This window comes from Enterovibrio gelatinilyticus (assembly GCF_028683095.1).
GTDB lineage: Bacteria > Pseudomonadota > Gammaproteobacteria > Enterobacterales > Vibrionaceae > Enterovibrio > Enterovibrio gelatinilyticus.
The window spans coordinates 1-12,849 of record NZ_JAJUBC010000002.1 but is presented as its reverse complement, the minus strand read 5'-3'; the positions used below and the strand labels follow the sequence as shown (position 1 = coordinate 12,849).

The following is a 12,849-nucleotide window of genomic DNA, read 5'->3' as shown; positions in this document are numbered from 1 at the left end:
ATACTTAGTATCAGTTTATTCTAGGGTATAGAAAATGAGTAACATCATCAAAGCGCTCGAAGAAGAGCAACTTAAGCAAGACATCCCTGCCTTCAACGTTGGTGACACTGTTGTTGTACAGGTTAAAGTAAAAGAAGGTACTCGTGAGCGTCTACAGGCCTATGAAGGTGTTGTAATCGCTAAGCGTAACCGTGGTCTGCATTCTGCTTTCACCGTTCGTAAGATTTCTAACGGCGAAGGCGTTGAGCGTGTATTCCAAACTCACTCACCAGTTGTTGACAGCATTACTGTTAAACGTCGCGGTGCAGTACGTCGTGCCAAACTGTACTACCTGCGTGAGCGTTCTGGTAAGGCAGCTCGTATCAAAGAGCGTCTGGCTAAGAAATAATCGCTCCGGCGTTTATGATCCCTTTAAAGGGATAGCGAAAAGCCCGCCATTTGGCGGGCTTTTCTTTTTTCTGCTCTGCCAACTAACGCTGTTCAACGTTTCCCGTGATTTTCCCGTACATTGAACTCAATGAACGATGATGAATCCTGCATCTTGATGTTGGGGTATAATGCTCCATCGCAATGGAGGATTACGCGTGCAATACGATTGGATTTTGTTTGATGCTGATGAAACCCTGTTTTCATTTGATGCTTTCGCTGGACTAAAAGCCTTATTCTCAACGCTTGGCGTTGATTTCTCACAGCAAGATTTTGCTGAATATCAAACAGTGAATAAGCCACTTTGGGTGAAATACCAAAATGGTGAGATCACTGCCAAACAGCTACAAGAAGATCGTTTTATTGTATGGTCGGAAAGACTAGAGATGACGCCTGCAGAGCTTAACCGTCGTTTTCTGAATGCCATGGCAGATGTGTGTGAGCCACTAGATGGCGTCCCAGAAATCGTTCCTTTGCTCGCGAGCAAAGCGAAGCTTGGTATTATCACCAATGGTTTTACACAACTTCAGCAAGTGCGTTTAGAAAAAACAAAGTTGAGTGAATACTTCGATCTTGTGGTGATTTCAGAAGAAGTGGGTGTGGCTAAACCTGACGTTGCCATTTTTGAGCATGCGTTTGACCAAATGGGTCATCCTGAAAAGTCTCGCATATTAATGGTGGGTGATAACCCAGACTCAGATGTTCTTGGTGGTATCCGTGCGGGTATTGATACATGTTGGTTGAATCGCGACGACCACCCCGCGCCTGAAGGTGTGACACCCACTTATACGGCTCACTCATGGAATGATATCAAACGTTTCTTGATTGGCTGATAGACTACTTGCTTGCAGGCGCGCCTTGCGTCTGCATAATTATCCTTATCATTTGCTCTACACTTTCCGCTACTCGCACGTTTATGTTTCGCTGCAATATTCAATGGGTTTCAAAGATAAAACATCACACCATCGTAAATCCGTCTTCAATCTTGGGGTAAGTCTGCATCTTACCGACGCTATTGAGTTGTTTGCTTGGTTTCCTGCTTAGACGACACCTGCATGTTAGCGCTATGTGGGTATATCACTCGAATTGATTAAGGAGAATGTTGATGGGCTCAACACAAGCACTCGCGAAGCAAATGGTTGGAGTATTGTCGCGCAATTGGTGGGTATTACTACTTCGTGGTATTGCCTCTATTATTTTTGGTTTCATGTTGTGGACGTTACCAGCAGAGGAGTCTATTGAAACTCTGGTGCTGGTATTTGGTATTTATGCGTTTGTGGATGGCAGTCTGCAAGTTTGGACCGCATTGGTTGAGCGTAAAGATCATGATAACTGGATTGTATTGCTGCTCTGGGGTGTTGTTGGTATTGCCGCGGGTGTCATGACGTTTGCGGTGCCTGATCTAACGGCAGTTGCATTGCTCTTTTACATCGCTATTTGGGCGATAGCGAAGGGAATTCTGGAAATAGTCACGGCGATTAGGCTTCGTAAGGAGATAGTAGGTGAATGGTTGCTGATCTTTGGTGGCTTAATTTCTATTTTGTTTGGCGGCTTTTTGATGAGTAACCCCATGGCAGGAGCAAATGCTCTGGTTTGGGTTATCGCCACGTATGCGTTTGTTTTTGGCGTTTTGTTTGTTGCGCTGTCTATTAAGCTCAAAGGCATGAAATTAAACGATAGAGAGTGACTTTCACGGTGTTGCACCACGAAACCACAGTCAATGGGAAGGGATTCGTTTATAGTAGTGCTTTCCTATGATGATAAAAACAAATTAAGGAACAGGATGTTTAAAAAATCCCTAATGGCATTGTTGGCGGTTGCCTTGGTCGGTTGCGTGCATATTGAAAGTGCAGACTCTTTGGCCCAAAAAGGAGAGTGGCAGAAGATTGGTGTACGTGATGGCGAGCGCGGCGTGCCATCAAAGTCTATGGCGAATTTGAAGGAGTTGGCGAATAAAGCTGGTGTCGACAATGTGGATGTTGGTGACTATGAAGCGGGATACAATGATGGCGTTGATCGCTATTGCAACGTAGACAACGCTTATGATATCGGTCTTTCTGGGATGCAATATCTGGGTGTGTGCGCGAGCAAAGAAGATGGTGTGCGCTTTCAACTGCAATGGCAGCGAGGTTTTGAAGACTTCCAATCAGCCGATCAAACTTTCTAGCGTTTATATACGGATTCGCTAACCTTTAGGCCACTTTGTGGCCTTTGTTCATTTTACTTTCCACTAATTTAATTGAAGCCTTTCCATTTAAAGCCCACTAAACCAGTAAAGTAAGCCACAAATTCACCATTTGTAAATTTATATTTACGGTGTGCTTTTTTATTTACGGACTATTGCATTCTGTAGTGATATTGATAAGGTGTGTGCATATGCGGCGAAAACTACGCCGGAAAAATGAATAAGTTTGAAAAGAATGAGGTAAGACAGCTTTATGGAACGAGATCTGCTAACGAATGTACATATTCAGGATGAAACCGTACTGATCACCCCTGAGCAGCTGCGTAAGAAGCTGCCAGTTAAAGAAGAGACGTTGGCATTTATCTCCAAATCGCGTCAAGACATTGCCAACATCATCCATAAGAAAGATCACCGTCTTCTTGTGGTGTGTGGGCCGTGCTCGATTCATGACACGGACGCCGCAATTGAATATGCCAAACAGCTAAAAGTGCTCTCTGAGCAGCTCAGTGATCAACTCTACATCGTCATGCGCGTTTACTTTGAAAAGCCTCGTACTACAGTGGGTTGGAAAGGTCTGATTAACGACCCGCATCTGGATGGTTCATTTGATGTAGAAGCTGGCCTGCACAAGGCACGTGAATTACTGATCACCTTGTCAGACATGGGATTGCCTTTGGCAACAGAAGCACTTGATCCAATTAGTCCACAATACCTTGGTGACCTATTTAGCTGGGCTGCTATCGGTGCACGCACCACAGAGTCACAAACGCACCGTGAAATGGCTAGCGGCCTGTCCATGCCAATTGGCTTCAAAAATGGCACAGACGGTAGCCTTTCTACAGCCATCAATGCGATGAATGCTGCGGCATCAGGCCACCGCTTTATGGGTATCAACAAAGAAGGGCAGGTTGCATTGCTAACAACGGGGGGGAATCCGGATGGTCATGTCATTCTTCGTGGCGGCAAGCAAACTAACTACGACTCAGTCTCTGTGACCGAATGCGAAAATGAGATGAAACAGTCAGGGCTTGAAGCGTCTCTAATGGTAGACTGCAGCCATGCTAACTCTCGAAAAGATTTCCGTCGTCAGCCACTTGTTGCTGAAGATGTGTTTCACCAAATCCGTGAAGGCAATAAATCTATCATTGGTTTGATGATTGAAAGCAACATCCACGAAGGAAATCAGTCGGCGGACATGCCCCGAGAAGAGATGGCTTATGGCGTTTCAATTACTGATGCATGTATTGACTGGCAATCGACAGAAAGCTTGTTGTGTCGTGCTCATAGTGAATTGACGCCATTCTTGGAACAGCGTTTAAAAGGAAATTAAGCCTCATGGTTGCAGAGTTGTCCCTGCTTCGGGATCAGATTGATGAAGTCGATAAACAAATGGTGGAACTGCTAGCGCGACGTCTTGCGTTGGTATCAGAAGTTGGTGAAGTGAAAAGTCGTCATGGCTTACCCATTTATGCCCCTGACCGTGAGGCAGCGATGTTGGCCTCTCGTCGCCAAGAAGCTGAATCGAAGGGTATTCCACCTGACTTGATTGAAGATATCCTTCGCCGCACGATGCGTGAATCTTACGCGAGCGAAAATGACTCGGGTTTTAAGTGTTTGAACCCAGAGCTGCGTCCTATCGTTATCGTGGGTGGTAAAGGGCAACTCGGTAAATTGTTCGCAAAGCTATTCCGTCTTTCTGGCTACGAGGTGAAAATTCTTGGTAGCCAAGATTGGGATAACGCAAATGCGATACTTTCAGATGCAGGGATGGTGGTTGTCACCGTTCCTATTCACCGCACTGATTCTGTTATTCGCCAGCTAAGCAACTTACCAGACGATTGTATTCTTGCAGACCTTACCTCTATCAAGAGTGAGCCCTTGCAGGCGATGTTGGAGTCACACAAAGGCCCTGTTGTTGGTTTGCACCCAATGTTTGGGCCTGATATTGCGAGCCTTGCTAAGCAGGTGATCGTGTATTGTGATGGGCGTAACCCAGAATCCTACCAATGGCTTCTTGAGCAATTCAGAATTTGGGGTGCAAGCTTGCATCGCATCAGTGCGATTGAACATGACCAAGGCATGACATTGATTCAAGCACTGCGTCACTTTACTTCGTTTGTTTACGGTCTGCATTTGGCAGAAGAAAACCCGAACTTGTCTCAGCTAACGGCACTCAGTTCGCCGATTTATCGCCTAGAGTTGGCAATGGTCGGCCGACTGTTTGCACAAGACGCACAGCTATACGCAGATATTATTATGTCTTCTACACAGAATATTGACATGATAAAACGTTTCCATGCTCGCTTTGGCGAAGCGATTGAATTACTTGATAAGCAAGACAAAGAAGGTTTTATCACGGCCTTCAATCAAGTTGATGGTTGGTTTGGTGAGTTTGCACCGCGCTTTTTGAAAGAGAGCCAAACACTCTTGCGACAGGCTAACGATACTGCACATCGTTGAGTGTGATTTGGGTATCCATACCTAGAAGTACAATGTGTTTAGTCCAAAAATAGAAAAAGGAGCCCATCGGCTCCTTTTTTGATCGCGTTGCTTTGGCTCAGACGTGTATTACACATCAATCTCGCATGGGGCGACGTTTTCGATAGGGTAAGAACCAAGTACTTTGATATAGCGAGTTAGCTTGGTTAATTCCTCTAGTGTTTCTTTCATTACGTCGGTACGCAGATTACCTTCGACATCGACATAGAACATCTCTTCCCAAGGGTTACCTAGCACAGGGCGAGATTCTAGTTTCGTCATGTTGATGCCGTTGTTTTTCAGAACGAGTAAACACTCTACCAATGAGCCCGCAGTTTGTCCTGTTGACATAATAAATGTCGTTTTCGCTGGGATCAGCGCTGTTACATCGATAGGTTTACGTGCTACGACAATAAAGCGCGTGTGGTTTTCTTGCTGGTTAGCAATACCAAATTTTAAAGGTTTAAGGCCATAGAATTCACCGCTGTTGGCATTACCTATTGCAGCCACTGTTGGGCTGTTCATTTCCGCGACGAGTTTCATTGCTTCGGCAGTGCTGGAGCAATACTCCTGCTTGATGTCTCCGAGTGAGCGGAGAAACTCGCTGCATTGTTGATGCGGTTGAGGGTGTGAGTAGAGCACTTCAATTTTATCTACATCGGTATCCACTGACGTTAATAAGCAGTGCTCAATAGGTTGAGTGATTTCGCCCACGATAGATAGGCGTGTGTGCTGTAACTGGTCGTAGACATCATTGATTGAGCCTGAACTGGTGTTTTCGATGGGAAGCACACCGTAATCGGCGTTGCCGTTTTCGACAACCTCGATGACTTCTTTAAAATTCGGGCATTGAATCTCGGCAAGCTTGGTGTGCTTGCGAGCGAAAAAGTTGCGCGCGGCAAGATTGGAGTAAGAGCCTTTTCCGCCAAGAAAGGACACTCTTGCCAAAGGCTGTTCGTTGTCTGGGTTTGCTAAACGCTGTAAGAATGCTTGTTGATAAAGCACCGAATCTTCAATGATGTCGTGAAATATTTTTGTGACATATTGTGGATCAAGATCGTGAGCGCTTCCGTCAGCAACCAATTTCTCCAGCAGAACTTGTTCTCGCTCTATGTCGCGCACAGGCTTTTGGGTCTGAATTTTGCTTTTGGCCACTTCCAGACTGAGCTTACGGCGGTCAGCAAGAAGTGTCAGCAACTGCTGATCAATTCGGCTGACATTTTCTCGGATTTCATCCAGTGACATATTTGGTTTGTTCATTCCCTGTTCCTGCTGTGTCTTTGTCTGACCCTGACTGCTATAAAAAAGCCTCCCTGGGTTGAGGGAGGCTTTAGGATTCTGTCGTTATCGAGATTCGCCCTAAGCCTCAACCTATAAGGTGAGGGTAAAAAAGCGAGAGAAAAGCAATGTTGTCAGAGTCATCGATAAAGATTTGAGTTGGCGTAATATTGTTCAACCTTATTGGGCGGACGGTGCCATGTCAAGACGAATCAGCCCCGCATGAGCGGGGCTGATTCTTTTTAATCCTCAATACGTTTTAAACAACTTCTGACTCTTCGTCTTCTGGTACGTCGATATGACTTGCTCGACGTGCTTCACCTTTGTGAGCTTGCTTGTTGAGTTGTTTCTCGAGTTTCTGGCCAACTTCATTGATGGCGGCATACATATCATCATGCTCTGCGGAAGCAACCAATTTGGTTCCTGGTACGGACACACCAGCTTCTACTTTGAATTTGTTTCCTGGTTCTTCACTGATCACAGCATGAGGATTAATGAGAGAGACTTGCCATTTTTCCAGCTTTTCAAAACGAGACGTGATTCGTTCACGGATAGCTGCAGTAACGTCGATGTTTTTACCAGTAACTTCTACTCTCATAGGTCTTTCCTCTTTTGCTTGCCCTTTGCTGGGCTCACTTTCAGATTACGTTTCTCAGAAAGAATTAATGTGATCTAAATCACTCTTATTGAGCGAAAGTTGGCGCATCAAATGAATTGTGATCATGTGTTTAACTCTGATTGAAAAGTACCAGAAAGTACTTGAAGAACGGATTGCACATGATGCAAGATGAAGAGATTAGGTCGCTAACAAACATCCAATGTTAGGGCTTTTATTCGTGCCAAATAACCTTGTGGCGAATTATTAGCCATGCGAGATTGCTCGTTTTAACGCCATTCGTGTCGATGTAACACAAAGTCCTAATATCGAATCAATTAAAAAAGCAGCCATTGGCTGCTTTTTTCGTTTTGAATTTGTCTTGGATTTCGCGATTTAGACGTTAACGTTATTCAATTGCATCAGTTCACGTGTGCGCTTGGCTGGCTCATCAAGATTAAGTTCTTCATAGGCTTTCAGCATCAATGGCAGTGATTTCTTTGCTGCTTCCGTGTCAGGATAATCACGTTGGATCTGCTGGCATCGGTTGATGACGGCAATCCATGCTTCGCGACGGACATAGAAGTCGGCGGTAGCTAACTCATAATCGGCTAAACGATTTTTGAGTGAAATAAGTCGCTTTTTCGCATCGGCGGCGTATTCACTGTTCGGGTAGCGATCTAATAAGCGGCGAAAATCAACAAAAGCGCGACGAACAGGCTCAGGGTCACGGTCACTTCTGTTTATGCTCATGACATCATGAATAAAGCTTCTGTCTTGCGCCATGTTCGTCAAACCACGCATATACAAAACCCAATCCATTTCTTGGTGACCAGGGTTCATTCGCATGAAGCGGTCAATGGTGGCTTCGCCCAAGGCTAGATCATCATTTTTGTAGTATGCATAGATGAGATCAAGTTGCACTTGTTCTGAGTAAGCACCAAATGGATAGCGAGAATCTAATGCTTCCAGTTTCTGAATAGCGTTTGTCCAGCTGCCTTGGTTCAGAGAAACCTGCGCTTCTTGATAGAGGTCTGCAGGCGGAACATCTGGGACAACTTCATCTGTGCTTGAACATCCAGCCAGCACGGAAATGGCAAGTAGTGAAGATAGAGTAAGGCGTTTCATTACTACGTGTGCTTCCTTGAAAGAATATTTTTCAACCTTTGCCATTACGGAGTCAGCCGCAAAAAGCTACAATGGCGCGATAGAGGTTATTCTACCCATCGGCCAGATATAATACCAACAAGTAAACGTGACCAAGCCCTAGGGCTGAAAATCGCGCAATATGGTATTAGTCTCATTGAGAATCAAAAAGTTCGTTATGGCACAGCACTTAGAGTTAAACAGTACAGTTAATGAGAATCAACTAGGGCAGCGTCTTGATCAGGCGATCGCTGAGTTGTTCCCTGATTATTCCCGATCACGCATCAAAGAATGGATTCTTGCAGACAAAGTGACTGTCGATGGCGAAATGGTCAATAAACCTCGTTTGAAAATGATGGGTGGCGAATCCATCACGGTTCAAGCTGAGATTGAAGATGAGGTGCGTTGGGAAGCGCAGGATATCCCGCTTAATATCGTTTACGAAGACGACGATATCTTTGTGATCAACAAACAACGTGGATTGGTTGTTCACCCGGGCGCTGGTTGTCCTGATGGGACCGTCTTGAATGGCTTGTTGCACATTTACCCTCAAATCGCTGAGGTTCCTCGTGCAGGTATTGTTCACCGCCTAGATAAAGACACGACCGGTTTAATGGTTGTGGCGAAGAACGTACCGACGCAAACACGACTTGTTCGCGCATTGCAAAAGCGTAAAAAGTTCACTCGTGAATATGAAGCTATTGCGATGGGTAAGATGACAGGTGGTGGCACGATTGAGAAATCAATTGGTCGTCACTCGACGAAGCGCACTCAGATGGCGGTTCAAGAGTTAGGCAAGCCGGCAATCACACACTACCGTGTTGTCGAGCATTTCCGTGCACATACGCGTTTACGTGTGCGTTTGGAAACCGGTCGTACACACCAAATCCGTGTTCATATGGCGTATTTGAATCACCCTCTTATTGGTGATCATCTGTATGGCGGTCGCCCTCGTCCTCCAAGTAAGGCGGGTGAGACGCTGATCAAGACGCTTCGCGCTTTCGATCGTCAGGCGCTACATGCGGCGATGCTGCGTATTGAGCATCCAACAACCAAAGAAGTGATGGAATGGCATGCGCCTATTCCTGATGACATGGTGAACTTGACGGAAGTGCTTCGCGCAGATGCGAAAGAGTTTGAGGACTTGAACTACTAACCATGGATTGGATCACGCCGGACTGGCCAGTACCATCTTGGATCAAAGCGGTAAGTACGACACGTACAGGCGGCGTGAGCCGCCAACCTTTTGATAGCATGAACTTGGGCACACATGTTGACGATGACATCGGTGATGTTATTAGCAATCGCGTTCGATTAGCGGATGTCATGTGTATGCCATCCGCACCGAGTTGGCTTAATCAAGTGCATGGTACGAATGTCGTCACTCTACCTTTGAGTGAGACTCATCGTGTTCCTGATGCCGATGCGTCATTTAGCGCAGAGCAAGGGCAAGTATGTGTCGTGATGACAGCTGACTGCCTCCCTGTCCTATTTTGCAACAAAGATGGCACAGAAGTGGCGGCGGCTCATGCTGGTTGGCGTGGTTTGGTTAACGGCGTCCTAGAGGAAACGTTAACCAATTTCTCCGACCCTAAAAATGTGATGGCGTGGCTTGGTCCTGCTATTGGTGCTGACGAATTTGAAGTAGGTAGTGAGGTTAGAGAGCAGTTTATGGCAGTCGACCCAGGGTCTGAAATTGCCTTCAAACCGCACAATGATCGTTGGCTTGCCGACATCTACTTGCTAGCCAAACGTCGTCTTGCACTGGCGGGAGTGTCAGAAGTGTATGGTGGAACATACTGTACGGTATCTGAGCCTGAACGTTTTTATTCCTATCGACGAGAAAGTCGTACAGGACGTCAAGCTAGTTGTATTTGGATGATTTCTGAATCAGGTGATAATAAATTCACCAAATAGCTTGAAATCGGTCACGCTAGCTCCCATTTTTCGTTAAGCAAATAACGAAAGAATTAGAGGAGGGGCTATGCGCCTTGACCGATTTACCAGCAAATTCCAATTGGCCATTTCGGACGCTCAGTCATTGGCTTTAGGGCGAGATAATCAATATATCGAACCCGTTCACTTGATGGTGTCTCTCCTCAATCAGGACAGCAGTACCATCCGACCTCTTATGACTCTGCTTAATGTTGATGTCACTCAGCTACGTTCAAGTCTTAGCGAATTACTGGATAAATTACCCAAAGTCACAGGCACGGGTGGTGATGTTCAGCTTTCCCATGGCATGGGAATGCTATTCAACATGTGCGATAAATTGTCGCAAAAGCGTAAAGACAAATTCATTTCTTCCGAATTATTCATTCTCTCTGCCGTTGAAGAAAAAGGCGCACTCGGTGAGTTGCTACGTAGCCTAGGTTTGACCACCAAAAAGGTTGAAGCAGCAATAGACAAAGTCCGTGGTGGGCAGTCTATTGACGATCCCAATGCCGAAGAGTCTCGCCAAGCATTAGAAAAGTTCACGGTTGATCTGACTGAAAAAGCAGAGCAAGGCAAATTGGATCCTGTCATCGGACGTGATGAAGAGATTCGTCGTACCATTCAAGTACTTCAGCGTCGTACCAAAAATAATCCAGTCATTATTGGCGAGCCTGGTGTGGGTAAAACCGCCATCGTAGAAGGGTTGGCTCAGCGTATTGTTAATGGTGAAGTTCCTGAAGGACTTCGGAGCAAGCGTGTACTTTCCCTTGATATGGGGTCGTTGGTTGCAGGCGCAAAATACCGTGGGGAATTCGAAGAGCGGTTAAAGTCGGTTCTTAACGAGCTTGCGAAAGAAGAAGGCAACGTCATTCTGTTTATCGACGAAATCCACACAATGGTCGGCGCGGGCAAAGCAGAAGGTGCAATGGATGCTGGCAACATGCTTAAACCTGCGCTTGCGCGAGGGGAGTTACACTGTGTTGGTGCAACAACCTTAGATGAATATCGTCAGTATGTAGAAAAAGATGCAGCACTAGAGCGTCGTTTCCAAAAGGTTTTGGTGAATGAGCCAAGCGTGGAAGATACCGTCGCGATATTGCGTGGTTTGAAAGAGCGCTATGAACTTCACCATGCGGTTGAAATTACTGACCCTGCAATCGTCGCTGCGGCAAGTTTATCGCATCGCTATATTTCAGATCGCCAATTGCCGGATAAGGCCATCGATTTGATTGATGAAGCGGCTTCTAGCATCCGGATGCAAATTGACTCAAAACCAGAGCAATTAGACCGTTTAGAGCGTCGTCTTATTCAGCTCAAGATAGAACAGCAAGCGTTGGCGAAAGAAAATGACGACGCAAGTAAAAAACGTCTTGAAACACTACAAAGTGAAATTGATGAAAAAGAGCGTGATTACGCAGAGCTTGATGAAGTCTGGAATGCCGAAAAAGCAGCGTTATCTGGCACACAACATATAAAGAGTGCCCTAGAGCAAGCGCGGACGGACCTCGAAATCGCTCGTCGTGCTGGTGATCTTAATCGTATGTCAGAGCTTCAGTATGGTCGTATCCCTGAATTGGAGAAGCAGCTAGATCTTGCTAGCCAAGCAGAAATGCAGGAAATGACCTTGCTGAGAAACCGCGTCACCGATGCTGAAATTGCCGAAGTGCTATCTCGTCAAACAGGAATACCTGTTGCCAAGATGCTAGAAGGTGAGAAAGAAAAACTTCTTCAAATGGAAGATGAACTTCATGGTCGTGTTAAAGGCCAAGAGGAAGCTGTTAACTCTGTTGCGAATGCGATTCGTCGTAGTCGAGCTGGGCTAGCAGATCCCAATCGTCCCATTGGTTCATTCCTGTTTCTAGGCCCTACTGGTGTAGGTAAAACAGAGCTATGTAAATCTCTGGCGGAGTTCATGTTCGACAGTAGTGATGCCATGGTGCGTATCGATATGTCGGAATTCATGGAGAAACATTCTGTCGCAAGGCTGGTGGGTGCCCCTCCTGGTTACGTTGGTTATGAAGAAGGGGGGTACTTAACTGAAGCGGTTCGTCGTCGTCCTTATTCAGTTATTTTGCTTGATGAAGTGGAAAAGGCACACCCTGATGTGTTTAACCTGCTTCTACAGGTACTTGATGATGGGCGATTGACTGATGGTCAAGGACGGACAGTCGATTTCCGCAATACCGTCGTCATCATGACATCGAATCTTGGCTCTGATCGCATTCAAGAACACTTTGGGGAGTTGGATTACGATGGAATCAAGGTGATGGTAATGGATGTCGTTAGTAAGCATTTCCGTCCTGAGTTTATCAACCGTATTGATGAAGCGGTGGTGTTCCACCCTCTTGGCCAAGAGCACATTAAGGAAATTGCAGGCGTTCAGCTTCAGCATCTTGCGAAACGCATGGCGGAACGAGATTTGGTGCTAGAGGTTAGTGATGAAGCATTGAGCTTTATCTCTAATGCTGGGTTTGATCCTGTTTATGGTGCGCGTCCTTTAAAACGTGCAATTCAACAGAGTGTTGAAAACCCACTAGCACAAGCAATCCTCAAGGGGGAAGTGGTTTCGGGCAAACCTGTGAAATTGGTTGTTGAAAATGAGCAGATCAAAGCTATTCAATAGTTAACACCAGTACTGGCATATCTAAACACGTTTTTTTGACCTGAAATTCTATGAAAAGAAAGAGGCTGTAGACAGCCTCTTTCCATTTATAGAGGGTAAAGCTTGTGGTTTTGTGTTGTTTTTAAGCGTTAAGTTTAAAATTCAATCGAAAGAGTTTGTTTCTTTGTTTTTTCGTGAAAAAAG

General features: G+C 45.7%; 12 protein-coding genes. 9 read left to right on the top strand and 3 right to left on the bottom strand.

Annotated features, from left to right (window positions below):
• Positions 1-34: 34 nt before the first annotated feature.
• The 6 genes from rplS (at position 35) to tyrA (ending at position 5,071) form a co-directional block, all read left to right on the top strand.
• Positions 35-388: a 50S ribosomal protein L19 gene (rplS, locus tag LRP50_RS01525; RefSeq protein ID WP_274162758.1), complete on the top strand. Its 354-nt coding sequence runs from the start codon at positions 35-37 to the stop codon at positions 386-388.
• Between the two features lie 196 nt (positions 389-584).
• The gene (yjjG, locus tag LRP50_RS01520) at positions 585-1,259 is read left to right on the top strand and encodes a pyrimidine 5'-nucleotidase (protein ID WP_274162757.1); all 675 of its coding nucleotides are present in this window, start codon (positions 585-587) and stop codon (positions 1,257-1,259) included.
• A gap of 272 nt (positions 1,260-1,531) precedes the next feature.
• Positions 1,532-2,113, top strand: a complete 582-nt coding sequence (locus LRP50_RS01515) for an HdeD family acid-resistance protein (protein WP_274162756.1) — start codon at positions 1,532-1,534, stop codon at positions 2,111-2,113.
• A gap of 96 nt (positions 2,114-2,209) precedes the next feature.
• Positions 2,210-2,593: a DUF2799 domain-containing protein gene (locus LRP50_RS01510; protein ID WP_274162755.1), complete on the top strand. Its 384-nt coding sequence runs from the start codon at positions 2,210-2,212 to the stop codon at positions 2,591-2,593.
• 271 nt (positions 2,594-2,864) lie between these two features.
• On the top strand, positions 2,865-3,941 hold the full coding sequence (locus LRP50_RS01505) for a 3-deoxy-7-phosphoheptulonate synthase (protein WP_274162754.1): 1,077 nt from the start codon (positions 2,865-2,867) through the stop codon (positions 3,939-3,941).
• Between the two features lie 5 nt (positions 3,942-3,946).
• Positions 3,947-5,071 (top strand): bifunctional chorismate mutase/prephenate dehydrogenase, encoded by a 1,125-nt coding sequence (tyrA, locus tag LRP50_RS01500; RefSeq protein WP_274162753.1) that lies wholly within the window; start codon positions 3,947-3,949, stop codon positions 5,069-5,071.
• 108 nt (positions 5,072-5,179) lie between these two features.
• Here the strand turns inward: tyrA and pheA are convergent, their stop codons facing one another.
• The 3 genes from pheA to bamD form a co-directional block, all read right to left on the bottom strand.
• The gene (pheA, locus tag LRP50_RS01495) at positions 5,180-6,349 is read right to left on the bottom strand and encodes a prephenate dehydratase (RefSeq protein ID WP_274162752.1); all 1,170 of its coding nucleotides are present in this window, start codon (positions 6,347-6,349) and stop codon (positions 5,180-5,182) included.
• A 277-nt stretch (positions 6,350-6,626) separates the two neighbouring features.
• Complete coding sequence (gene hpf, locus LRP50_RS01490; RefSeq protein WP_274162751.1) at positions 6,627-6,965, bottom strand: ribosome hibernation-promoting factor, HPF/YfiA family; 339 nt, start codon at positions 6,963-6,965, stop codon at positions 6,627-6,629.
• Between the two features lie 393 nt (positions 6,966-7,358).
• Complete coding sequence (bamD, locus tag LRP50_RS01485) at positions 7,359-8,090, bottom strand: outer membrane protein assembly factor BamD (protein WP_274162750.1); 732 nt, start codon at positions 8,088-8,090, stop codon at positions 7,359-7,361.
• Positions 8,091-8,286: 196 nt separating this feature from the next.
• Between bamD and rluD the strand changes: the two genes are divergently transcribed.
• From rluD to clpB, 3 genes are all read left to right on the top strand, one after another.
• Positions 8,287-9,264: a 23S rRNA pseudouridine(1911/1915/1917) synthase RluD gene (gene rluD / locus LRP50_RS01480; protein WP_274162749.1), complete on the top strand. Its 978-nt coding sequence runs from the start codon at positions 8,287-8,289 to the stop codon at positions 9,262-9,264.
• A gap of 2 nt (positions 9,265-9,266) precedes the next feature.
• Positions 9,267-10,025: a peptidoglycan editing factor PgeF gene (gene pgeF, locus LRP50_RS01475; protein ID WP_274162748.1), complete on the top strand. Its 759-nt coding sequence runs from the start codon at positions 9,267-9,269 to the stop codon at positions 10,023-10,025.
• A 67-nt stretch (positions 10,026-10,092) separates the two neighbouring features.
• Positions 10,093-12,666, top strand: a complete 2,574-nt coding sequence (clpB, locus tag LRP50_RS01470) for an ATP-dependent chaperone ClpB (protein ID WP_274162747.1) — start codon at positions 10,093-10,095, stop codon at positions 12,664-12,666.
• Positions 12,667-12,849 lie beyond the last annotated feature (183 nt).